This is a genomic window from Clostridium sp. B9, from assembly GCF_050509515.1.
GTDB lineage: Bacteria > Bacillota > Clostridia > Clostridiales > Clostridiaceae > Sarcina.
The window spans coordinates 965,914-989,597 of sequence record NZ_JBNWKA010000003.1 but is presented as its reverse complement, the minus strand read 5'-3'; the positions used below and the strand labels follow the sequence as shown (position 1 = coordinate 989,597).

Genomic DNA, 23,684 nt, shown 5'->3' with positions numbered 1-23,684 from the left:
TAAAATATATAGCTAACTTTATATTGCTCAAAGTTTAAGCTACTTATTTATCTAAAACTCAAACTAGTACTATTTTCATATTTTGCTTAACTATTCTATTTTAATTTGATAATGTCAAGTTAACAACCTATTTTTAATAAAAATTCTCATATTATTACAAAAATATTATACTTCTCACCAATTTTTCTACCTTTTATACTAATTATATTCATCTTTTATTAAATTCCTAGTAAAATGGTCTTGATTTATTTTCACTAAAATTATATAATTTAATCACTATTAATTATTAATTATTTAATTAAGAAGGTGTATGAGATGAAAAAAGTTGCAATGAGCGATGAAGCTTATGTTGAATTTAAAAATTTTTTAAAATCTAATGATATAGATAGTGATGTTATTAGAATAAACTTTGGTGGAAATGGCCCTATGGGACCTATGTTTTATGTTACAGCTGGAGAGCAAAATGAAAGTGATGAAGTTGAAGTTATAAAAGATTTAACTTTTGTTATTGAATCTTCATTAATTGATACTTTCTTAGGTTTCTCAATTCTTTCAGACGAAGAAAACTTTGGTGAAGGATTAACTCTTGATCCATTAATGAGTGATTATTCAGGTGGTGGATGTAGTGGAAACTGCGGAAGCTGTGGAAGTTGCCACTAAAAATAACATAATATTTTTAATTTTGATTAATATTATTTATAAACATATTAATAATAAATACATAAAGCAAAAGCTTTAAATTAAATTTTAGGAGGAAATAGATATGTCAGTTGTTAAAATGAGTAATGAAGCTTATACTGAATTCAAATCTTTTCTACAAGAAAACGGCATAGAAAAATTTGATATAAGAATTAATCTAGCAGGAGTTGGCTGAGGAGGCCCAGTATTTAATATTGTTCTGGATGAACAATCAGAAAATGATGAAGTTGTAAAAATCGAAGATATAACTTTCTTCGTAGATAAAGAATTAATTAAAGACTTTGAAGGATTTGTTCTTCTTTCTTCTGACGAAAATGGTGGTAGAGGTTTATCACTTAAGCCAGTTAAAGAAAGCGAAGGCGGATGTTCTTCTTGCTCAAGCTGTCATTAATTTTTACATAAAGAGCTCTTATTAGTAAAGTTATATTTGCTAATAAGAGCTCTTTTCATTTTCTATATATTACTAATTAATAACTTTTACTCCATTTTTATATCATTTTGGTTAGTAAACAAACTTTTATATTATAAAGTATTAATATTTTAAGAATATTTTTATTTTTTTATCAAAATCAACTTTACAAAGAAACGTTTTCATGCTATCATTTACACAAAGATTAATAACTATCTTGTTACTATTGAATTAGGCAAGACTTAAATGATTCTAATTATATAGAATAATGAGAAATGGCACTACCCTTTCTTATATTCTATAGGTTTCATTTAAGTCTTTTTTTATTTTTTACTGACAAGATATAATTTAATCCTTACTAATAATTATTAAATTATATTAATAAAATGAGGAGGACTTATTATGTTACAAAAACTTCAAAGAATAGGTAAAGCTATTATGCTTCCAATTGCAGCATTACCTATTGCCGGTATTTTACTTGGGGTTGGTGGAGCCTTATTGGGTATTGCTACTTTAGATAATCCGCCAGCTATTTATGAACCTTTAATTTCATTCATAACGATTCCTGCAGTAACAGCTATTTTAACTGTTATGAAAAATATTGGTGATATAATTTTTGCAAACCTTCCAGTCTTATTCGCTGTAGGTGTTGCAGTAGGACTTGCTAATAAAGATAAAGGAACTGCTGGTCTTGCTTCAATATTTGGTTTCTTAGTAATGAACCAAGTTATCTCTACACTTTTAGCATTAGGTGTTACTCAACTTGGTGTATTAACTCCTGATAACGTTGGTAATTATGGTACTTATGTTACAACTAACCTTGGTATTTTCACTCTTAACATGTCAGTATTTGGTGGTATCATAACAGGTATTATTACTTCTATATTACATAATAAATATTATAAAATTCAATTACCAGCAGTTATAGGTTTCTTCTCAGGAGCTAGATTTGTTCCTATAATAACTGCATTAGTAATGGCTTTAGTTGGTGGTGCTTTAGCATTCATTTGGCCATTTGTTCAAGATGGAATCATGGTATTAGCTAGATTAGTTAATGAAGCTGGATTCATTGGAACATTCTTCTATGGAGTTATTGAAAGAGCACTTATTCCATTTGGGTTACATCACGTATTCTATACTCCATTCTGGTTTGGATCATTTGTACAAGCTGATGTTATTATAAATGGAGCTCACACTATAATCGATGGAGCTAATACTGCATACTTTGCTCAATTATCAAGTATGTCAGACTTAGTTGGTGCTAGCCAACAAACTATGTCTCAAGTAGTTTCTGGAACTACTAGATTTATGGCCGGTAAATTCCCATTCATGATGTTTGGTTTACCTGCTGCTGCCTTTGCTATGTATAAATGTGCTGCACCTAGCAAGAAAAAGTTAGTAGCGTCACTTATGATATCAGCTGCTGTTACTTCATTCTTAACAGGTATTACAGAGCCACTTGAATTTACATTCTTATTCGTTGCTCCTGGCTTATATGCTGTTCACTGTGTATTAGCTGGTTTATCATTCATGCTAATGGATATATTAAATGTATTTGTTGGTATGACATTCTCAGGTGGATTTATAGATTTCTCATTATTTGGTTTATTACCAGCAGGTGCTGGAGTTCCAACACACTGGTTCTGGATTGTAATAATTGGTTTAATTTACGCAGTAATTTACTACTTCCTATTCACTTTCCTAATCAAAAAGTTTAACTTAAAAACTCCTGGTAGAGATGAAAATGAAGAAGTTAAATTACATAGTAAACAAGAATTCCAAGAAGCTAAAGGTATTTCACCAAATTCTCAAAAAGGAAATGCTTCTAATAGTGGTAATGAAATTCAAGATAATGCACCACTTGTTTTAGCTGCACTAGGTGGCGAAGAAAACATTGTAAGTGTTGATGCGTGTATTACTAGACTTAGAGTTGAAGTTAAAGATAAGTCTAAAGTTAATAAAACTACATTAAAAGATTTAGGTGCTGCTGGTGTTGTTGAAGTTGGTAATGGAATTCAAGCTATCTTTGGTGCTAAAGCCGATGCTTATAAAAATGAAATAAAAGAAATTTTAGGTATTGATTAATAATCATAAATAATATTTTAATATGAGTTATAGCTGGTAAAATAAATTTACTAGCTATAACTTTTTTAATACAAATTTATTTTATTTTACTTTTTTTACCTTTTATGGTTGTTTATGTATAAAATAAGTATTATAATTTAATAAATGCTTTATTTTGAGGAGGAGAGATAATGAATACAACCTTAATTAACCTAACTCCAACTAAAGAACAAAGAAAATACCAAGAAGATGAACTAATTGCTTTTTTAGACCTTAGCTTGAATACATTTACAGCTAATTGTGATGATAGTGATGAAGCTCCTTCTTTATTAAAAGAATATACTTCATTTAACACAGATAACTGGGCAGAAAATTTATTCAAATTCGGATTTAAAAAAGTTATTTTACCAGCTAAACTTAATAATGGTTTATGTTTATGGAATAGTAACTGTCCAAAAGTTAATATAAATGATTCATCTTTAGAAAAATTCGATGAAGATTTAGTAAAAAAAGTTAGTAAATCATGTAAGAAGTTTGGTCTTAAATTTGGAATACATCTTACATTAAAAGATTATCTCAAATTAAATTGTACTCCTGAAGAATATAATAATTATTATTTAGCACAAATAAAGGAACTTATGACTAATTATGCTCCTATATCTGAGATTATTATGGACAAGACTTCCCTAGATGAATCTTATTCTGAGCTTAATTTTGAAAGTTATTTTAAACTTGTTAAAGAAATAAACCCTAAATGTATGGTTTCTAGTCCAATAGGACCTGATGTTAGATATACTTATTATTCTAATGTTGAGGCTGTTAAGAGTTCATTCTACTCTTCTATTGAGTTAAATGTATTAAAAGAAAATTCTAATGATGAAGATGTTAGAAATGGAAACATTAATGGTGATACTTGGATTGTTGGAGAAAGTATCTACTCTTTAGCTGATTGCATAAGTAGCGAAAAAGACTCTGTTGAAGTATTAAAACATGTTTGTCGTAACTCCTTAGGAAGAAACACAAACCTAATTTTAGTTTTAACTCCAGATGTTAATGGAATGCTTAGTGGTAATGATGTTACAACTCTTTCAGAATTCTCTAAATATATGAAAGATACATTTGCTGAGAATTTAATTAAAGGTTCTTCTATTTTAGCAACTAATTCATCATCTAGTGATAGCTACAATCTTATAGATGATTATAAAAAATCTTATTGGATAGCTAATGAAAATGCTTATAATCCATATATAGAAATAGACTTTAATGGCACTAAAGAATTCAATATCTTGGAAATAAGAGAATGGATTGCTGAAGGTCAAAATGTTGAAGAATTTAAAGTATATGCTTATAGCAATGGATGGTTTGAACTTTATAATGGTTCTTCTATAGGATATAGACATATAGCTAAACTTAATAATATTAAAACTGATAAAATAAAGATTTCATTTACTAAATATAAAAATCCACCTATGATCAATCATATAGGTGCATATATAGGATAAAATAATTTATTAAATTGTATAAAAGCTTTGTTAAATTAGTGCTGATTTTAGATAAAACTACAAGATTTTCTTAATTGAGTAGGTCTGAAATGTTAATTAAAATCAGCACTTTCTTAAAATAAATCCTATTTATTAAATCATATCTTCAAAGTCTTTATCTAAAAATAATTTAGCTGCTGTTTAATGTATATCCTTATTGCGTATATTCCCATCTCTTTTTTCAAATTTTAATAATATATTTAACATTTTATTCTTAGAGAAATTAACAAATTCATGAATATTATATTATTTTCATAAATAATTTTATTGTCAAATATATACTTTATAAAATGTATAAACTCAAGTAATTTAGAACATTTTTTATACTTAGTATAAGTAAAGTTGTATTAAGAATAAAATTCCATTAAAATTAATCTTATAATAGAATTACAACAAATTGTATTTACTGGAGGAACAATAGGATGAATACAGCTTATGACTTTATTTTCACTTTATTACTTGCTTTTGTGCTTGTAATGATGAAACAATACATATTAGCTCTTGTTGTTGTAGCAATATATGCTTTTTACAAATACAACAAGAAAAAGCCTTACCTTTTAGCTTATAAAGGTAACTTAGCATTTAAAAATGGAGAAAGAGAGAAAGCTTTAGAGCTTTACAGAAAATCTTGCTCATATAAAAATGTTAGTGATAGCATTAAGCTACAGTATGCTTATCTTACTCTTTATTTAGGAAATCTTGAAGAAGCCTCTAAGCTTTTAGCTGCTATAGACTATGAAAAGCTACCTGAAAGATTAAGAGCATCTTATACAATGACAGAATCACTTATAACTTGGAAAAATGGCAACTTAAAAGAAGCTATAGAAAAGCTAAAAACTCTTCATACTGAATATGAAAATACTACTGTTTATGAAACATTAGGATACTTCTTAGTTTTAGATAAGGATTATAATGAAGCATTAAAGTATAATCTTTTAGCTTATGAATATGATGCGGATAACTCAGTTATCATGGATAACTTAGCACAATCATATTATTTTACTGGCGATAAGGAAAAAGCAAAAGAAATTTATAATAAACTTCTTGAGCAAGAACCTAGTATGCCTGAACCATATTATTTCTATGGATTAATATTAAAAGATGAAGGTAACGTAGAAGGTGCTTTAGAATATTTAGATAAAGCCTTAACAAAAAAAGAGTCTTATTTATCTGAATTAAAGAAAGATACTATAAGAGAAACAATAGCTGAATTAAAGCTTTAATTAATAGCTTTTCGTTTTAATAAAAAAGGATTATATCTAGACCGTCGTTATATGGTCATTGATATAATCCTTTTGTTTTAAGTTATGTATTATAAATATCACCTTAAATCACTATATTATTTACATAAGGCCTTTTGAAATTTATCTTCCATAAACTCTCTAGCCTCTTTGATATCTTTTCTATAATCTCCAAAGCCTGTGTACCAAAACTCTGTTACAAATCTTCTTACTCCCATATCAAAGGATGTTTTTATTATTTTCTCAAAATCTACATGTCCTGTTCCAAAAGGAATCTCTCTAAATTTTCCTGGAACTGTTTCTTTAAGGTGTACAGCCATGACATGACCTTCTCCAATTTTTAAATCTTCAATAACATCCTTTTTATAAATATTAGCTGCATTAGTTATATTACCACAATCAGGATATACTCCTAAATATGGTGAGTCTATCCTATTTACATAGTTCATGGCTTTTTCTACAGTATTCATAAACTCTGTTTCCATTGTTTCAAAAGCCAATAATATTCCTGACCTTGCTGCCATTTCTGTTGCTTTTTTTAGATTTTCATAAAATAAAGCTCTTGTATTTTCATTGCCTTCCTCATAATAAACATCATATCCAGCTAACTGGATTATTCTTATGCCTAAATCATCCGCTAATTCAATAGCCTTCTCCATAATTTTCATTCCACGATTTCTTGTAACTTCATCTTCACTTCCAATAGGATACTTTCTATGCCCACTTAAACACATAGTTCTTATTGGAACTCCAACTTCATACATAAGTTTAACAAGAACTTCTCTTTCTTCCTTAGTCATATCTAGCCTTTTTAACTTTTCATCACTCTCATCTATACTAATTTCTACAAAATCAAAATTATTTTCTTTTGCACATTGAAGTTTTTCTCTCCATGTAAGTGTATTTGGCATTGCTTTCTCATATAAACCTACAAAGTACTCTTTCATAAAACTCACTCCTCTTATTTTATGCTCCTGTTTGTCCATAATAAGCATTTGGTCCATGTTTTCTTGAAAAATGTTTATTTAATAAATCATCTGACATACTATTTACCTTTTGATTTGCTAATATTTCTGTGTTATACGCCATCATTGCTACTTCTTCTAAGACTACAGCATTATGAACTGCTTCATGTGCATCTTTTCCCCAAGTAAATGGACCATGATTTTTAACAAGTACTGCAGGTATATGATCTGGATTTATATGTTTAAATCTCTCAACTATTACTACTCCAGTATTGTATTCATAATTTTCCTCAATTTCTTCCTTTGTCATATCTCTAGTACAAGGGATCTCATCTGCAAAATAATCTGCTTGAGTTGTTCCATATGGTTTTATTCCTCTTCCTGCTTGTGCAAATATTGTTGCCCATCTTGAATGAGTATGAACCACTCCCCCTATATTCTCAAAAGCTTTATAAAGTTTTAAGTGAGTATCTGTATCTGATGAAGGCTTATATTTGCCTTCGATTATATTTCCCTCTAAATCAACTACAACCATATCTTCTGGTTTCATTACATCGTATTCCACTCCAGATGGCTTAATTACTACAAGGCCTTTTTCCCTATCTATAGCAGATACATTTCCCCAAGTGAAAGTTACTAAATTATATTTTGGAAGAAGCATATTAGCCTCATAAACTTCTTTTTTTAAGTTTTCTAACATATATAAAAACCTCCTTAAAATATATTAACTACCCTTTTATTTAATTGAGTATTAATTTATATTATTCTTTTAATATCACTAACTTAGAATAAATGCTTTCACCTAATAAAACTAACTAAATCAATACTCTTTAATTCTCAAAAAAAATATATTACTCTGTTACAATGTATAAAGCTGCTTGTCCTAATTCTCTATTAGCAGATATTATAATATCTCTATCCTCTTCATTTATAACCGCTACATTACTTGGTCCAACGCCAGATTCAATAACTACTGTATCAAATTTCAAATTTTCTTTATCAGTACATTGAATGTAGAATAAATCTTTATCACATCTTCTATATCCACCAATAATAGTTGGAACGCCTCTTAACTTTCCACCCCAAACAACATGTCCAAAATCCATTTCTTTTGGATATTCATAAATAACCTTATATTCATCTCCATATTTCTTATTTATTCTGAAGTATTTTCCATGGAATTCCTCAATTGTAACTAATTCATCTTCTCCATCCTCATCTATATCCACGACAGCTACATCACTTGTTGGTCTATCCATTATCTTCTCAACTTTCCACTCTTCATTTTCCTTTTGAGGTGGTGTTACTCTAAATACTCCCTCTTGTGAAGTTACAAGACCAATCATTTTTCCATCATGCTCAGCTCTGCAATATCCATGATTTTTAGTTAACCCTTCTTTTATAACTCTAAGCTCTATAGGAATATTTAAATCTTCTGGAATTTCTCCAGCATAGATTTTACCTGGGTCACTCCAATCATCCTTAAACTCCTTACTATTACATAGAACAGCGCCTAAGAAGTATAATTTTCCATTGGCCTCTAATATATCAAAACGATGTAAATATGGTAATTTAAATAATGTTTTAATCTCCCACTTACCATCAACATATTTACCCCATACTATTTCAGCATCCTCTGATTGAAATGTTGGGAAAAATCTTTGAACTGCAAGAAAGTCTCCATTTTTTCCTGGTATAGGTATTATAGACATAGTTCCGCCAGGACCATCCCATACAGTTGACTGTTTGAATCCTTCTCCTTCATACATGAAACAAGGGCCTTCCCCTTCTGTTGCTATAAGTATCTTTCTATCTCCATCAATTACTGTACTGCTAGTTGCATAACATCTATGTAAGTCAGTTAAAAATTTCTTTTCTATTTTCATCTTAATTTCCTCCACTCATAAATTTCAAAATAAGTCCTATTTATGACATAGTACCTATCCCCTAGACTACTAAAAGATAAGTACTACTTAAAATTTATATTTATTTATTAACTATATTCTCAATTATTTTCTCTTCTATTTCTTTTTCTGATAAAAGGTTTTTAAGCCCTATAACTGTAGTTCCTGAAGCTTTTGCTTTATCAAAGTTTCCTTTTAAAGCTTCTGAACAAAATACTACGTCATAACTTGAAGCCTCTGTTTTTGCTGCTCCTATACTTGTATGATGAATTGATACTGGAATATTTAACTTCTTAAAAATCTTCTCTATTTTCATTTTTATAATTTGGCTTGATCCCATTCCATTTCCACATGCTGCTATTACTTTTAACATAAATATCTCCTCCTAAATTACACCATTCTTTTACTTACATATTTTAAATTTTATTTATTTCATTTTACCTAGTTAGAATCAAATCCTAACTAGGTATTAATTTAAAACTAATTTTGAACTGCTTCTTGCTCTTTGTCTTCTAGGTATCCTTCATAGTCTTCAACTAATTTGAAGTAACCTTTTTTATTTTTAAAGTATTGAATTTGAGGTATTAAAAGCATACCTACGATTGCTATTATTACTCCTATATAAGCGAATTTATCCATTAATACTCCAATTACAGGCCATAATGTATCCCAGTCAAAGTTTCCATGCCATCCTCCAAACTGAGCTAATCCGAAGTAATAAGCTGCAAATGCTCCACCTAAAACCTGAATAATACCAGATACAAAAGGAATTATCATTGCTGCTTTTAATCCACCTTTTCTATTAGCAAATACTGCGAAAGTAGCATTATCAAAGAATAGAGGTACGAATCCACTTATTATTAAAACTGGGCTTTGGAATACTACAAGTCCTATAATTGCTAGGAATTGTCCTAAAGCTCCAAATAAGAATCCAATTGTTACTGCATTTGGATGTCCAAATCCATAAGTAGCTGCACAGTCTACAGCAGGGACTGAACCTGGAAGTATTTTATTTGAAATACCTTGGAATGACTCAGTAAGTTCTGAAACGAACATCCTAACACCCATTTGTAATATACTTAAGTACACTGCGAAATTAAGTGATTTTTCTAATATATAGAATAAGAAGTTTGTATTTTGATTAAATCCTTTATCAATTGTATGCATTAAATCTGGTCCAAGTATTCCCATGATTATTCCAAAGAATACAGTCATTAATATACCAGTTGCTACAACGTTATCACTAAATATAGATAAAAATCCAGGAAGCTCTAAATCTTCAATACTCTTCTTGCTATTTCCTATTTTTCCTGCAATCTTATCTGTTATCCAAACACCAAGCATTTGTTGGTGTCCAATTGCAAATCCACCACCCTCAGTAAGATCTTGGCATGGTTCAACAGTAAGATTTGAAAATACTGCCCAATATGTTCCTAGTAATAATCCTAGCATTACTACTACACCCATATTACTTAAACTTGGGAAACAATAGAATACTAACCATAAAGCTGTAGCTGATTGTTGCACCATTACATGACCAGTAATAAATACTGTACGAACTTTTGTAAATTTTCTAAGTAATACAAGTACTAAATTGAATAAGAATGCTATAAGTAAAACTACCATCATCATTGAGAATGACTTACCTATACTTCCTATTGCCTCTTGTGCTGCAGTTTGTCCAAAATAAGGATCTATAACTGCTGCCTGTAGATTAAACCTATCTTTAAGACCTGCAAGTATTGGACGGAAGTTACTAACAAGTCCACCTGCTGCAACGTTTAAAATTAAATAACCAACTGTTGCTTTTATAAATCCTGCTAAAGCATCATAGAAAGGTCTTTTAAGTAGTAAGTAACCAATAAGAACTATAAATCCAATAAAAAATGCAGGTTTTGTTAGAATGTTATTCTGGAAAAACTCCCAAATGTAGATTATAAAATCCATAATATTTCTCCTCCCATTATCCCTTTTATTATTCACTTTTAAGAACTTGTTAAAATGACATTTATTATTACTGTTTAATTGATAACTTGACTTAGCTAAATTCCTCTAGTTTTATTATGTATTTATAGATTCCACAGCACTTTAGGCATCCTCTATACTAAAGCACTGTAGAAGCTTTAGAATCTTATTTTTCTAATCTCTATATTAATTTTTTAAGATCTTCAACTGAATTAGCCTGTAGAAGCTTGTCTACTGTTTCTTCATTAGAAATAAGTTCTACCATTCTTGTAAGGTTTTGTAGATGAACATCATTATCTACTGATGCTAAAACGAAGAACAGCTGAGCATCATACTCTTCACCCTCTCCAAAACTCACAGGAGTATTCGTTTTCATAAAACATATAGCAGTTTCATTAACTCCATATCCCTCTTGTGCATGTGGTATTGCTATCTTTGGAGCAATTACTATATATGGTCCATGTTTTTTTATACTTTTTATTATTAAATCTGCATATTCTTTCTCGATGGCTTTTTCATTTTCTAAAGGAGCACATGCAGCTTTCACTGCATCCTCCCAATTATCAAAACCTTCGTGGAAAGAATATCTTCCTTTTTCTATTAATTCTTTTAGCATATCAATACCCTCCACCTTTAATCTTATAGGAATGAATTATATGGTAAGTTTATATCTACTGAGAAGCAATCATCAAATCCTCTTGGATAATGGTACTCTCTATTATCCTTATCTGTTGGGAATGTAAATTTTCCACCTACTTGCCATATGAATGGTTTAAATTTATATTGTAATCTGTATTTTTTCATGTCGTATAATGCTAATATTTCATGTGTATCAGCTTGGAAGTTTGACCATATATCATGATGGAATGGTATAACAACCTGTGTGTTTAAAGCTTCTGCCATTCTTAAAATATCAACTGAAGTCATTTTATCTGTAATTCCCCTTGGATTTTCTCCATATGAACCAAGTGCAACATCTATCTTATAATCATTTCCATGCTTAGCATAGTAATTTGAATAATGTGAATCTCCACTATGATATAGATTTCCGCCAGGAGTTTGAATTAAGTAATTTACAGCCTTGTAGTCCATGTCCACTGGCATTTTTCCTCTTAAATCTCCTTCAGGAGGTGCTGTTATTAATGCTGTTCTATCAAAAGATTCTAAGGCATGTAATTCAATGTCTTTTATCTTTACTACATCTCCAGGTTTAACAACTATACATCTTTCTTTAGGTACTCCCCAACCAACCCATTTATCTACACAAGCTTGAGGTCCTATAAATGGAACATCTGGTGAACAGTTTTTAAGTACTGCTGCAGCAACATTTATATCTATATGATCATTATGATCATGTGTTGATATTATTGCATCAACATTTTTTATAGCAAATGGATCTAAAACAAATGGTGCTACTCTTAAATTAGGTTGTAATTTCTTACCTCCACACATTCTTGCCATTTGATGTTCTGGATTTATGTAAGGATTCTTTTTAGTTTTCTTACCACTTCCACACCAGAAGTCTATACATATGTTAGTATTTCCTTGAGTTTTTACCCAAATGCCTGTACATCCTAACCACCACATTGAAAATGTTCCAGGTTTAACAATTTCATTTTCTATTTCTTCATTTAACCAAGTTCCCCATTCTGGAAATGTATTTAATATCCATGATTCTCTTGTTATTTCATTTACTGTACTCATAATTTATCCCTCCATACCTTTGATCGTTTTGAACGTTTATTAAGTTCCTTCAATCACCTTATGACTAAATTATATATTGTAATTGTTTTCTTTGCAAGTATTTTTTGAATGTTTTTCATATTTTTTTGAACTTTTTATTAAAAATCACACTTCAAAACTCCATTTTATGTTCTTTTTGTTCGTTTTATAGTTATTTTATTGATTTATTAATACCTTTTATGTACAATTATTATACAAAGTAATTTATGTTATATTATTAGATATTTTTAAAAGATTTAGAAATTTTAACATAAATTATAATTTTAGATTTATAATAGTCGTTGAAATAGATACAGTATTAAGTGATATTAATTATCATAGTTTTTACAAATCAATAAATTTATAAGGAGGCGTTATAATGAAAAATGCAAAAGGATTTGTTTTTAAAAGACAACAAGCAATATTAAAATACCTAAAGGATCACAAATTTGCTAAGACTGAAGATTTAGCAACCCTATTAAATACATCAAATATTACTATAAGAAGAGATTTTCAAAATCTCGAGAAAGAAGGAGTCATAAGAAGAAAATACGGAGGTGCTGAACTTATAGAAGGCGCTCTAAATGAAGACCCTTATTTTAAAGAAAGCACTGAAGAAATAGATCAGATAAAATCATCAATAGCAAAAAAAGCTGCAGAATTTATAGAGGATGGAGATAGTATTTTCATAAATTCTAGTTCAACAGCCATAAAAGTTTTAGAATATATAGAAGATAAACGAGTTTTGGTTATAACAAATAACGGAAAAATACTTGGAATGGACTTATCCCCTAGAGTTGAAGTAATACTTACTGGTGGAGAAGTTTACGGAAGAAAACAATCAATGGTTGGCGATATAGCTACTCAAATAATTTCAAAAATAACTGCTACAAAATGTTTCATGGGAGTTAGCGGTATAAACGCTAATACTGGTATAAGCACATCAGTTTTACAAGAAACAACAGTTAATATGAAAATGTTAGAAAACTGTAATGGACCAACCTTTATACTAGCTGACAACTCAAAAGTTGGAATTCATCATAATTTTTCTAGTGGAGATATTTCAAAAGTTAATCATTTAATTACTAATAAAGGTTCAAAAGAAAAAGAAATCAAAGAGCTTGAAGATGCTGGAGTTAAAATAATCTTTGCATAAGGTAATTTTATATTTAATAAAATCAACAAATTATATAAAATCTAAAATAACAAAAAATATTACTGGAGAAGCTATGAAATTAAATATAATCATAGTTTTCCAGTAATATTTTTCACTTTCACACCCTTATTATGTTATCCCAATAGCCATAATCATTTTAAACTTATTTAACTTGATTGTTTAATTCGTCAACAGTTATAGTTCTACATCCTCTTTCCTTCAATGCTGAAAGTATTTTTATTATAGGAGAATCCTCAGAAAATCCATATATTTGCTCTTTATTAGAAATACTTTTTTCATCTTTTATACTTCCCAAGAACTTATATGGATGTATAAAAAATGCTGTTAATATTTCATTACTATAACTCTCTATTCTATTGGCAACAGTCTGTCCATCATCTTTAACATAGCCTAATGGAGCCGGCACATATAATGTTGATCTATTACTTAAACTTATTAAAGGGTTTAAATTCCAATATCCTGCATATGGCTCAAACATTATTGGAAAATAGTTTTCTATTATTTTTTGTTGTCCTCTATCAGCTTTATAATGAGGACTTTCAAAAAATCCTATAGGTATATTTAATGTATTAGCTGTCTTTAAAGCTGAATTTATAACATTTAAGACATTCTTCCTATTACTATTAACATTCCATTTTAGTTCAACACCAACTCCACTTATTTCTTTGTTATGTTGATGTGTATACCCATGCAATCCAACTACTGCTCCTCTATTTATTAAATAATCTAGCATATTTATAAAATGAACATTCTCAAAATCATTATTTTTTAATAAATCATTATCAATATTTTCTTTAGGATTTATATACCTAGGTATCCAAGCTATGTGGAAAGCAATATTATTCGCTTTAAAATAATCTCCTAAATACTTCATTTTCTCCATATTATTATCTTTAGAAAATACGCCTCCTGCTGACACATCTTCTATTCTTATCAATGCAGCTTTACCATTATCCACCTTATAATCAGGCTTTATGATATTATCCTTTTCATTAAATAGATATATAGACTTACTTTCTTTATACCAATCATCTTTCAAATTTAAAATCTCATTTAAATCATTTATAGATATGTACTTTTCATTATTTATTTCTAATATTTCACCTCTAAGGCTTAATAATTTATTGTTTATGTAAATCTTTTTATTGTCTAAATCTATATAATTTCCATTAGTCTTATTTAAAAACTTATTATTTTCTTGCATGGCTTGTCCTAAATTTATTGCATCCTCTAAAGCAATATAATATCTTAAGTTTTTTTCATAAATATTACTCTTTAAATTAATTTTATTATTATTCATGAAAATATTTAATCCATCAACCTTAGTTATGTCTCTATTTTTTTCTCCATCTATCTTAATATACTCTCTTTCTTTTCTTTTAATATTAGAATTATAACTTAATTTATTATCATCAACTCTTATATCAGTAATAGAATACCCTCTAAACCTCCATATTTTAAATACTATTACTAAAATAGCTACTAAAAAAACAATACCAATTAGAGCAAATATCTTTTTCTTCACTTGTACACCTCTTAAATTAAAATATATTAAAACTTTTAGCTATCATTTATTGTTACTTAAAAACAATAATAGCACATATTGACTATTAAAAAAATCAATATGTGCTATATTTATCTTGCCCAGTCATGAAGATTGTCTTTCATTTCTTGTAATCCATCCATTAATGTGTATCCATCACCATCATTTTTAGCTATACGCTTAACACTTCCAAATGGTCTATCTAAGCTTAATTTATCTTCTCCAGTAAGAACCCAAAGTGTTCTATAATTTATAGGTCTAACTTCTAATTCCTTCTCTCCTACACCATCTGTAAAATAAACTAATATATGATTTCTCATATTGTTTTCTTTAATATATCTAAACACTGGTGAGAATTTTGTTGATCCATTCTTTTTACTTCTTGGCTTTATATCCTTTATCCCTTTAAGGTCATAAACTCTTCTTATCTCATCATCACATTCAATAACCTTTATTTCAGCACTTTTATTTTTAACTATTCCTAAAACTTCAACTATTATATTTTCAAATTCTTTATCAGAAATAGATGCTGAAACGTCTATTGCTATTAATATCTTTGGAACTGAATTTGGAAGTTTTCCTCTTAAATCCAACCTATCTGGAAGCCTTCTATCTTTTCTTGTAATAGTTTTTCTATAGCTCCCCCTAGTTGTAGGAAGTATATTCTTTAAAAATTCACTCCATTTAATTTCTGGTTTTTCTTTCATAAGAAGTATTATTTTCTCTAAATCCTTAGGCGCTTTACCTTTATAAGCATTTATTGCAGTTTTTTTAGTTGTACCTTCAAGGCTATCTAAACTTACAGAAACCTCTTCCCAAACTTCATGAGACTCTCCTTGATCTACTAAATCTCCTGCTTCTCCATCTTTATCTAATATTCCATACTTCTTTCTTCTTTCTATAGCCTTTTGGATTTCCTCAGCATACTTCTCCATTGGCATATCCGCTTTTAAATCTATATTATATTCTAAATTAACATAGTCTAATCTCTTGCTATATGCTGGCAAATTCTTAATATACTGATTTATAGCTATATCCATAGCTATACTTACTGCAAGCTTAGAATATTTTCTACTTAAAGCTTTTTCCCTCTCATAATGAGACATCATTATATGATATACCTCATGTTTTAAGAGAGCTTGCATCTCCTTTAAATCACACTCTAGTATTATTCTTGGATTAAATGCCATTGTAAAGTGACCTACCTCTGGCTTGGTTGCTATAGGCCACTTTATATCTATTCTTATTATTCTTTTAACATGAATAAGAAACTGACCAAAAAAAGCATTTTCTTTATCATAAAATGAAATTATAACCTTCTCTATAAGATTCCAAAACTCTCTATTAAAATCTTCAGTTAACTCTCTATTTTCATATTCTGCTTCTATAACTTCATTAAGAAGCTTCCTTCTAGTTCTTTCAAAATCCATAAGATTTTTCACCACCTAGCTATATATATCAAAGAATGCCTCCAAGAACTTATCTTCCTGTAATAATTTATTGTAAAGCTCCCTTGAATGGTCGCTTTTTATCTCCTTCATTATTCCAAGTCTTAAATCCTTTGGATAACAGCTTAACAAATCTGAGAATACTCCAAGTTCTTCATCATATTTATCTAAAGCCTCAAGGTAGTGTAATGCACTCTTTGCTATAATATACATTCTTGAGTGATTTTCACTCATTATTCTTTCTCTTACATTGAATCCTAAAACCTTACTTTCAAATATTTCTTCATTTGAAATCATTGGTTTATTTAATGTATTTATATATGATATAAATTCTTGTGCTATAGTTGAACCTACGTTCCCTTTTAAAGCACTATAAAGTATTTCCTTAGAGAAGTTCTTTTTATTTTGTAAATAAACTTTATAAGCCTTAGAAACCCTCTCCCAGCTTCTTGGAGTCGCCTTTATAGTCTCTAATGAGTTCGGAGTGTGGAAGTACTCTGGAAAAGTTGATAAGAACTCAATTATATGCTCATGTATATTTCCTTCTCCCATGGCCCAACTCATCCATTGCTTTAAATTAGAGCTTATGTCAATCCACACAAACCTATCTTCCTGTGCTGGGTCCATCTCAACAACTTGATAATCACTATCCTCATAGTTGTCATACTTATTTGATGGGTTCATAGCTGCAAGTATATAAACATCTTCACTTAACTTATACCCATTTATCTCTCTATTTAAGATAAGATTCATAAGCTCTTGTTGAACTGCATGTTCACACCTATTTAACTCATCTATGAATAGTAAAACTCTTTCTCCTCTTTCTAAACAATAATCTATTTCCATAAGCTTAACATGTGTTGCATATCTTGTTACGCTTCTTTGTATCTTTTGTCCACTGCAAACCACATCTTTCTTTTCAACCATTGGTAGTCCACCAATTTCTCCTTCTTTAAGAAGATTTCCATCTATAGTTACTAAATGATAATTGTTTATTCTACAAAGTTCTCTTGCTAAAGAAGTTTTACCTATACCACTTTCCCCTATTAAAAGTGGTACTTCCCCTGTCATAAGAACTAAATTAACTGTGCTTAATGCCTCTTTAAAATCCACTTTAGTCGTACCTTCTTTCTCTCTAGTTTATATTGATAACATACTGTCTACTAATATTACTTTTGCCTTTTTACTTCCATACTCTTTAACAAACTCTACCTTATTCATCTCTAAAACTTCTAAATCTAAGAAATCTAAAAGATATTTTTCATTAATATCCTCTTCATTTACCTTTTTCATTAAGATATCAATAACCATATCAATATCTAAGCTTTCATAAAGATATTTAACTACATTTATGTTATCTCCTATAAATGTTTCTAAATCTTCATATGTGTAATTAGGTAAGAAGTTTATCGCTTCAGCATCTTCTTTAACAGCTTCTCTCATCGCTTCTAAAGTTGGTTCTTTAACAAACTTTATTGCTGACCAGTGATTCTTTACTGCTATAAGTTGAACCTCTGGTGATGGTTCTTCAATATACTTTATAGAATCATAATCTCTATCAACAGCCATTTGCTTTAATTTTTCTGAAGGATTTTTAACAAATTGAATTGCCCATCCTTTTGTTTTTATAGCTTCTTCTATAACTTTTTCTGTTGGTTCTTTGATAAGCTTTAATGAATTCCATAATGATTTAACCGCTAATATACAAAGTTCCTCTGAAGGTTCTTTAACGTATTCTATAGTTCCTGGATTTCTTCTAACAGCCTCTTCCTTAACTTTTTCACATTGATTTTCAATGTATTGGATTGTAAAAGGATTTTTCTTAACTGCTTCTAACTGAATTTCCTCTGATGGATTTTCAATTTCTCTTATATATAAAGGATTTTCCATAACCTTCTTTTTTAGTTCTAATTTATCTATGTTACTCATAATACACATCCTTAATTCTAATTTATATATTTAAGTATTAGCTTTACACTCTTCAATAATCTTATAAATTAAAGCCTTTATTTTTTACGTACTTATATACAAATCATCTAAAAAAATAAAATTATTACAATATGTTTTATAAAATCATATTTAACACTATTTATTATATAATAATTATTATTAATAATAAACCCCTTTTATACATAAAAATACCGCCTTAATTTTAAGGACGGTATTCTAAGTATTTAAAGCTATTAAATATTAAACTTATCTATATCTCTTTGAACTGCTTGTAAAAGCTTATTAAGCTCCCAAACTTCGCCTTCTTCTATAAGCTTATTTAAGCTTATCTGATATCTTGAAGCCTCTGCAACCTTACCTATAGAGATAAGAGTTAGTATGCTGTTCATTATGTTTGTTATAATATCTGATTTAACCTCAAATAAAGTCTGAGCATCCTTTATCTCATCCTTTATCTCAAGCATTTCTTCATCTAGCATAAATGCTGCATCTGCCGCTCTCTTCAGCTTAAATTGTATATCTTTCGGTAAGTTTTTCCTATATTTATAATTTAAAGAATGTTCGATTGTAGCCCAGAAATTCATGGCCAAAGTTCTTATTTGAAACTCTGCTAATATATCTCTTTGCCCTTCTGCCATATTTATAGGATATCTTATAACCACATGGTAACTTCTATAACCACTTGGCTTGACATTACTAACATAATCCTTCTCATAAAGAACCTGCATATCTTTTCTATTTCTTATTATTCTAACAACAGTATCTATGTCATCAACAAACTGACACATAATTCTTATGCCTGCGATATCCTCCATCTCATATGGAATTCTGTCTATAGGAATACTGTACTTATTTGCTTTTTCTAATATACTAGAAACCTCTTTTACCCTTCCAGTTACAAACTCTATTGGAGAATACTCATTTTTTCTTCTAAATTCTTTTCTAATACTTCTTAACTTGACCTTAAGTTCATTTACAGCTTGATCGTAAGGTGTTAAAAATTCTTTCCAATTTTGTATAGCCATAGAATCACCTATTTCCTAACTCTCTTAGAGAATTTTTTCAAACTCTCCTCGATAATTATAACAAAAAAAGTATTAAAACTAAAGTTACTCTAAAATTTTTATAGGATCAAAATCTATGTAATCACAGCTTGTTAACTTATAATCTATTCCATCTCTCTCTTCATTTAAAACTCTTCCTCTAAGAGCCATACCATGAAGATGACCATATATAACTATATCTACTTCAAACTCTTTGAAAAGCTCTATAAAAGCTGAATCCTCAAATTTCTCATTTGTAGGTGGATAATGAACCATACAAATTATATTATCATAACCAGCCTTCTTAGCCTCTTCTAAAGAAAGTCTTAATCTTATTTGCTCTCTATCATAAATTTTCTTATCTTTTTGAGTAAATTTATCGGACCCCTCACAAATCCAACCTCTACTTCCACATATAGCCCAATCCTTATATGTAAAGAAGTTATTTTGTATAAACTTAGTATTTTCATACATACTATTTAGCTTAGTTATACTTCCCCACCAATAATCATGATTTCCCTTAATTATTATCTTCTTTCCTGGAAGTTCATTTATCCAATCTAAGTCATCCTTACTCTCATCAGACTTCATTGACCAAGAAATATCACCTGCTATTAAAACAGTATCATCCTCAGTAATCTTACTTTCCCAATTTTCCTTTATCTTTTCATGATGATTTATCCACTTATCGCCAAAGATATCCATAGGCTTATCAGTATTAAGTGCTAAATGCAAATCTGAAATAGCATATAACGCCATATTTCATCACCTTTCATCTTCTAATTTACTAGTACTTTATTATACACGCTTATCAATTATCTATACAAGTTTTCTAAACTCTATAAAAAAGGAGTGTATTTAGGTGTTTCACCCATACACTCCTACTTTGTTCAAAAGGTATTATACTAAAACTATTTTGTTATAGTTTTTCTTACCTCTTTTGATTAAAACCTCTCCATTTTCAAAGTCTGACTCTTCTAAAGTCTTTTTGAAATCTTGAACCTTTTCACCATTTAATGATAATCCACCTTGCTTAACAAGTCTTTTACCTTCAGCTTTTGATGGCATGATTTCAGCTTCAACTAAAACGTCTAAAAGCTCTGTTCCTAGCTTTTCTCTTGACATTTCGTAAGTTGGAACATTACTCATATCTCCACCTTTTCCGAATAAAGCTTCAGCTGCTTGACCTGCCTTAGTAGCTTCCTCTTCACCATGTATAAGTTTAGTTACCTCAAATGCTAAAACTTTCTTAGCTTCGTTTATTTGAGATCCTTCTAAACTTGAAAGTCTTCTTACTTCATCCATTGGAACGAATGTTAATAATTTTAAGCATTTTTCAACATCTGCATCATTAACATTTCTCCAGTATTGGTAGAACTCATATGGTGAAGTTTTTTCTGGGTCTAACCATAATGCACCATTAACTGTTTTACCCATTTTTTGTCCTTCTGAGTTAGTTAATAATGTACAAGTCATAGCAAAAGCACTTTCTTGTGATTTCTTTCTTACAAGCTCAACACCAGCTATCATGTTTGACCATTGGTCATCTCCACCTAGCTCCATTTTACAGTTATATTTCTTATTTAAAACGTAGAAGTCATATCCTTGCATTAACATGTAGTTAAACTCTAAGAATGAAAGTCCTCTTTCAAGTCTTTGCTTAAAACACTCAGCTGAAAGCATTCTGTTAACTGAGAAATGAACTCCAACTTCTCTTAAGAATTCAACATAGTTTTGGTTTAATAACCAGTCAGCATTATTAACAAGTATAGCCTTGTCATCTGAGAAATCTATAAATTTCTCCATTTGCTTTTTAATGCAAGCAACATTATGAGCTATAGTCTCATCAGTCATCATTTTTCTCATGTCAGTCTTACCACTTGGATCTCCAATTGTAGCAGTACCTCCACCAATTAAAGCTATTGGTCTATGTCCAGCCTTTTGCATATGAGCCATGAACATCATAGCTATAAAGTGTCCTACGTGTAAACTATCTGCTGTTGGGTCAAATCCTATATAAAAAGTAACTTTTTCCTTTTCTAAAAGTTCTCTTGTTTCAGCTTCATGAGTAAATTGTTTTATGTACCCACGTTCCATTAACGTATCTAATACATTAGCCATTTGTTATCCCTCCAAAAAAATTAAATCCAGCATTATTCGCTGGTGCTAAATTTAGCATATCATATATCATATAGTATATCCTTTATTATAATAATTCTCAATTGATTTACTAAAAAAATAAGAACTATAATTTAAATTATAGTTCTTATTCTATGCATAGTTTCATATATTGTTAAAATTCTATGCTTATCTATATTAATCTAAAAATTATTTTCTCATCTAGCTAAAATATCATGCTACATATTTCTTTATATTATCAGGAATAATTCTTGCTTCCCCATGAACATTCAAAAATACGTTTACATTTAATTCTCTACTCATATTTTCTATCTTCTCTAAGTAGTTTCCAAGTTCATCCAAATCAATTTTATTTAATATATCCGCAATACTGTCAACATATATACTTTCAACGTCATAATCTCTTGATGCTATTCCTTGTAAAAACCCCAAAAATTGTTCATAGTTATTTACGCAATAATTATCCATTGGTATCAATCTAACTTTCTTGTCCAATTGAAGCATTCTTCTATTGTCATTATCAATAAATATAATACTTCCCTTTGACTTTTCAACTTCCTCATTAGCTAAGTTTATTAAATTCTTGCTTTTTCCAGCACCTTTTTGATTTAAGAATAATTGAATCATCTTTACCACCCCTTATAAATATTTAAAAACAGGTAAAAACTTCCTTTTATATATAATATTCAGAACTTTCTGAAATTATTAACTTATTCTTTTATATTTATTAAATATAAATTTAGTTATTTCTTCATCACTTAGTTCTATAACTTTTACATTATTAAAACTTTCTTTTAGCTCCTTTCCACCTAAATTATAATTCATCTCACCTTCTCTACTATCTAGTGTAATTATCTTTTCATATATCCACATATTCCTTCTTATATATCCAAATCTGCCATCCCTATATCTTTTAATGATTTCTCCTGGGCAATATATACTCAAATCTTTGTTTCCTATTACAATCTCAATTATTCTATTATATTGAGAATAATCTCTATAAAGCATAATATTTCTAACAGTATCATTTATCAAAGCAAAAGGATATTCATTTGGAACTATTTCTCTTAACTTTCTTTCGACCTCTTTCATCATAGCTAAAATATTCCCTCTAATTAAAAATGTTTGTCCACCATTTAATAAACTCTTTATTTTAACTATATTATGAGGAAGATATAAATTATTCATATCAGAAAATACTAATAATCCTCCCAAAGTACATACAGACTCGCCAGATATATTATTCTTGTAAATAATATTACTACTGTTTAATAAAAACTCCTTATTTTCAGAAGTTAGCTTTATCCCCTTAAGATAAAAATACTTTCTTAATATTTCATCATTTAAAAGTTCAACACTACTCTTAACAATAGGACATGTTTCTAAATTAAAGCTTATTCCTTTTTGAAAGGCTGATAATAATTCCTGCTTTCTCATAACATCAGTTGTTGACCCTCTTCTTATATAGAAGGCACCATTTTCTCTAACTTGATATGGTTTTTGATAGCTATTATAAATAACTATGACAAGAATTCTTTTGCCCTCTAAAAAGTTTTCTTCTAAACTTATAGGTACTGGTGGGTCTATTCTTGAAGATATAATCTGTTGAAGTCTTTCCTCTGTTAAATACTTTTCTTCAAAGCCAACTATCCTCTTAGTCTTATCTTCAACACCAATTATTATATACCCTCTTCCCCCTCTTGAATTGGCTATGGCACAAACATCCTTAGCAAGTTCCTTTTTAGCTCCCTCTGTAAAAGGTTCTAACTTCAGTTTAAAATCAAGTTTTTCATATTCATTTTTTTTCAATAAGTTTTTTAGCTTATTATTATTCATAATAACCCTCTTCTTTAAATCATTTTAGAAAAATTTTA

Annotated in this window: 22 protein-coding genes; 6 read left to right on the top strand and 16 right to left on the bottom strand. The window is 29.2% G+C overall.

The genetic code is table 11. The annotated features are described in order from the left end of the window. Nucleotides 1-315 precede the first annotated feature (315 nt). The 5 genes from ACQZHJ_RS04415 (at nt 316) to ACQZHJ_RS04395 (ending at nt 5,936) form a co-directional block, all read left to right on the top strand. A complete protein-coding gene (locus ACQZHJ_RS04415) occupies nt 316-660 on the top strand; it encodes a HesB-like protein (RefSeq protein ID WP_430484329.1) in 345 nt (114 codons plus the stop codon). 103 nt (nt 661-763) lie between these two features. Then, a complete protein-coding gene (locus tag ACQZHJ_RS04410; RefSeq protein ID WP_430484328.1) occupies nt 764-1,090 on the top strand; it encodes a HesB-like protein in 327 nt (108 codons plus the stop codon). 420 nt (nt 1,091-1,510) lie between these two features. Further along, nucleotides 1,511-3,193: a PTS transporter subunit EIIC gene (locus tag ACQZHJ_RS04405; protein WP_430484327.1), complete on the top strand. Its 1,683-nt coding sequence runs from the start codon at nt 1,511-1,513 to the stop codon at nt 3,191-3,193. Between the two features lie 170 nt (nt 3,194-3,363). Further along, complete coding sequence (locus ACQZHJ_RS04400) at nt 3,364-4,674, top strand: alpha-L-fucosidase (RefSeq protein WP_430484326.1); 1,311 nt, start codon at nt 3,364-3,366, stop codon at nt 4,672-4,674. A 461-nt stretch (nt 4,675-5,135) separates the two neighbouring features. Continuing rightward, nucleotides 5,136-5,936 (top strand): tetratricopeptide repeat protein, encoded by an 801-nt coding sequence (locus ACQZHJ_RS04395; protein ID WP_430484325.1) that lies wholly within the window; start codon nt 5,136-5,138, stop codon nt 5,934-5,936. Nucleotides 5,937-6,052: 116 nt separating this feature from the next. Here the strand turns inward: ACQZHJ_RS04395 and ACQZHJ_RS04390 are convergent, their stop codons facing one another. The 7 genes from ACQZHJ_RS04390 to ulaG form a co-directional block, all read right to left on the bottom strand. Further along, on the bottom strand, nt 6,053-6,901 hold the full coding sequence (locus tag ACQZHJ_RS04390) for an L-ribulose-5-phosphate 3-epimerase (RefSeq protein ID WP_430484324.1): 849 nt from the start codon (nt 6,899-6,901) through the stop codon (nt 6,053-6,055). 19 nt (nt 6,902-6,920) lie between these two features. Next, the gene (gene araD, locus ACQZHJ_RS04385; RefSeq protein ID WP_430484323.1) at nt 6,921-7,619 is read right to left on the bottom strand and encodes an L-ribulose-5-phosphate 4-epimerase; all 699 of its coding nucleotides are present in this window, start codon (nt 7,617-7,619) and stop codon (nt 6,921-6,923) included. 151 nt (nt 7,620-7,770) lie between these two features. Continuing rightward, nucleotides 7,771-8,805, bottom strand: coding sequence for a hypothetical protein (locus tag ACQZHJ_RS04380; RefSeq protein WP_430484322.1), 1,035 nt, complete (start codon nt 8,803-8,805; stop codon nt 7,771-7,773). Between the two features lie 100 nt (nt 8,806-8,905). Then, nucleotides 8,906-9,196, bottom strand: coding sequence for a PTS sugar transporter subunit IIB (locus ACQZHJ_RS04375; protein WP_430484321.1), 291 nt, complete (start codon nt 9,194-9,196; stop codon nt 8,906-8,908). 107 nt (nt 9,197-9,303) lie between these two features. After that, on the bottom strand, nt 9,304-10,770 hold the full coding sequence (locus ACQZHJ_RS04370) for a PTS ascorbate transporter subunit IIC (protein ID WP_430484320.1): 1,467 nt from the start codon (nt 10,768-10,770) through the stop codon (nt 9,304-9,306). Nucleotides 10,771-10,969: 199 nt separating this feature from the next. Further along, complete coding sequence (locus tag ACQZHJ_RS04365) at nt 10,970-11,404, bottom strand: PTS sugar transporter subunit IIA (RefSeq protein ID WP_430484319.1); 435 nt, start codon at nt 11,402-11,404, stop codon at nt 10,970-10,972. A gap of 23 nt (nt 11,405-11,427) precedes the next feature. Continuing rightward, nucleotides 11,428-12,492 (bottom strand): L-ascorbate 6-phosphate lactonase, encoded by a 1,065-nt coding sequence (gene ulaG, locus ACQZHJ_RS04360; protein WP_430484318.1) that lies wholly within the window; start codon nt 12,490-12,492, stop codon nt 11,428-11,430. A gap of 397 nt (nt 12,493-12,889) precedes the next feature. On the opposite strand from ulaG, the gene ACQZHJ_RS04355 reads away from it, so the two are divergent. Beyond that, nucleotides 12,890-13,666, top strand: a complete 777-nt coding sequence (locus ACQZHJ_RS04355) for a DeoR/GlpR family DNA-binding transcription regulator (RefSeq protein WP_430484317.1) — start codon at nt 12,890-12,892, stop codon at nt 13,664-13,666. A 163-nt stretch (nt 13,667-13,829) separates the two neighbouring features. Here ACQZHJ_RS04355 and ACQZHJ_RS04350 read toward each other — a convergent pair whose 3' ends face one another. From ACQZHJ_RS04350 to ACQZHJ_RS04310, 9 genes are all read right to left on the bottom strand, one after another. Then, the gene (locus tag ACQZHJ_RS04350) at nt 13,830-15,212 is read right to left on the bottom strand and encodes a polysaccharide deacetylase family protein (protein WP_430484316.1); all 1,383 of its coding nucleotides are present in this window, start codon (nt 15,210-15,212) and stop codon (nt 13,830-13,832) included. 110 nt (nt 15,213-15,322) lie between these two features. Further along, nucleotides 15,323-16,660 (bottom strand): vWA domain-containing protein, encoded by a 1,338-nt coding sequence (locus tag ACQZHJ_RS04345; protein WP_430484315.1) that lies wholly within the window; start codon nt 16,658-16,660, stop codon nt 15,323-15,325. 15 nt (nt 16,661-16,675) lie between these two features. Beyond that, entirely contained in the window at nt 16,676-17,791 is a 1,116-nt protein-coding gene (locus ACQZHJ_RS04340; protein WP_430484314.1) for an AAA family ATPase, read from the bottom strand. Between the two features lie 27 nt (nt 17,792-17,818). Beyond that, entirely contained in the window at nt 17,819-18,607 is a 789-nt protein-coding gene (locus ACQZHJ_RS04335) for a hypothetical protein (protein WP_430484313.1), read from the bottom strand. A gap of 254 nt (nt 18,608-18,861) precedes the next feature. Continuing rightward, the gene (locus ACQZHJ_RS04330; RefSeq protein ID WP_430484312.1) at nt 18,862-19,653 is read right to left on the bottom strand and encodes a GTP pyrophosphokinase; all 792 of its coding nucleotides are present in this window, start codon (nt 19,651-19,653) and stop codon (nt 18,862-18,864) included. A gap of 84 nt (nt 19,654-19,737) precedes the next feature. Beyond that, the gene (locus tag ACQZHJ_RS04325; RefSeq protein ID WP_430484311.1) at nt 19,738-20,430 is read right to left on the bottom strand and encodes a metallophosphoesterase; all 693 of its coding nucleotides are present in this window, start codon (nt 20,428-20,430) and stop codon (nt 19,738-19,740) included. Nucleotides 20,431-20,571: 141 nt separating this feature from the next. Further along, nucleotides 20,572-21,792 carry a tyrosine--tRNA ligase gene (tyrS, locus tag ACQZHJ_RS04320; protein WP_430484310.1) on the bottom strand — a complete coding sequence of 407 codons (1,221 nt, stop codon included), beginning with the start codon at nt 21,790-21,792 and terminating at the stop codon, nt 20,572-20,574. A gap of 231 nt (nt 21,793-22,023) precedes the next feature. Beyond that, nucleotides 22,024-22,437, bottom strand: coding sequence for a hypothetical protein (locus tag ACQZHJ_RS04315; protein ID WP_430484309.1), 414 nt, complete (start codon nt 22,435-22,437; stop codon nt 22,024-22,026). A gap of 78 nt (nt 22,438-22,515) precedes the next feature. Continuing rightward, nucleotides 22,516-23,646 carry an AlbA family DNA-binding domain-containing protein gene (locus ACQZHJ_RS04310; RefSeq protein WP_430484308.1) on the bottom strand — a complete coding sequence of 377 codons (1,131 nt, stop codon included), beginning with the start codon at nt 23,644-23,646 and terminating at the stop codon, nt 22,516-22,518. Nucleotides 23,647-23,684: the final 38 nt, after the last annotated feature.

Excerpts from the sequence above, each read along its gene's own strand:
- ACQZHJ_RS04375 (WP_430484321.1), bottom strand. The coding sequence starts at position 9,196 with ATGTTAAAAGTAATAGCAGCATGTGGAAATGGAATGGGATCAAGCCAA.
- ACQZHJ_RS04335 (WP_430484313.1), bottom strand. The coding sequence starts at position 18,607 with ATGAGTAACATAGATAAATTAGAACTAAAAAAGAAGGTTATGGAAAAT.
- ACQZHJ_RS04405 (WP_430484327.1), top strand. The coding sequence starts at position 1,511 with ATGTTACAAAAACTTCAAAGAATAGGTAAAGCTATTATGCTTCCAATT.
- ACQZHJ_RS04370 (WP_430484320.1), bottom strand. The coding sequence starts at position 10,770 with ATGGATTTTATAATCTACATTTGGGAGTTTTTCCAGAATAACATTCTA.
- ACQZHJ_RS04355 (WP_430484317.1), top strand. The coding sequence starts at position 12,890 with ATGAAAAATGCAAAAGGATTTGTTTTTAAAAGACAACAAGCAATATTA.
- araD (WP_430484323.1), bottom strand. The coding sequence starts at position 7,619 with ATGTTAGAAAACTTAAAAAAAGAAGTTTATGAGGCTAATATGCTTCTT.
- ACQZHJ_RS04380 (WP_430484322.1), bottom strand. The coding sequence starts at position 8,805 with ATGAAAATAGAAAAGAAATTTTTAACTGACTTACATAGATGTTATGCA.
- ACQZHJ_RS04395 (WP_430484325.1), top strand. The coding sequence starts at position 5,136 with ATGAATACAGCTTATGACTTTATTTTCACTTTATTACTTGCTTTTGTG.
- ulaG (WP_430484318.1), bottom strand. The coding sequence starts at position 12,492 with ATGAGTACAGTAAATGAAATAACAAGAGAATCATGGATATTAAATACA.
- ACQZHJ_RS04345 (WP_430484315.1), bottom strand. The coding sequence starts at position 16,660 with ATGGATTTTGAAAGAACTAGAAGGAAGCTTCTTAATGAAGTTATAGAA.
- ACQZHJ_RS04310 (WP_430484308.1), bottom strand. The coding sequence starts at position 23,646 with ATGAATAATAATAAGCTAAAAAACTTATTGAAAAAAAATGAATATGAA.
- ACQZHJ_RS04330 (WP_430484312.1), bottom strand. The coding sequence starts at position 19,653 with ATGGCTATACAAAATTGGAAAGAATTTTTAACACCTTACGATCAAGCT.
- ACQZHJ_RS04400 (WP_430484326.1), top strand. The coding sequence starts at position 3,364 with ATGAATACAACCTTAATTAACCTAACTCCAACTAAAGAACAAAGAAAA.
- ACQZHJ_RS04365 (WP_430484319.1), bottom strand. The coding sequence starts at position 11,404 with ATGCTAAAAGAATTAATAGAAAAAGGAAGATATTCTTTCCACGAAGGT.
- ACQZHJ_RS04315 (WP_430484309.1), bottom strand. The coding sequence starts at position 22,437 with ATGATTCAATTATTCTTAAATCAAAAAGGTGCTGGAAAAAGCAAGAAT.
- ACQZHJ_RS04325 (WP_430484311.1), bottom strand. The coding sequence starts at position 20,430 with ATGGCGTTATATGCTATTTCAGATTTGCATTTAGCACTTAATACTGAT.
- ACQZHJ_RS04415 (WP_430484329.1), top strand. The coding sequence starts at position 316 with ATGAAAAAAGTTGCAATGAGCGATGAAGCTTATGTTGAATTTAAAAAT.
- ACQZHJ_RS04390 (WP_430484324.1), bottom strand. The coding sequence starts at position 6,901 with ATGAAAGAGTACTTTGTAGGTTTATATGAGAAAGCAATGCCAAATACA.
- tyrS (WP_430484310.1), bottom strand. The coding sequence starts at position 21,792 with ATGGCTAATGTATTAGATACGTTAATGGAACGTGGGTACATAAAACAA.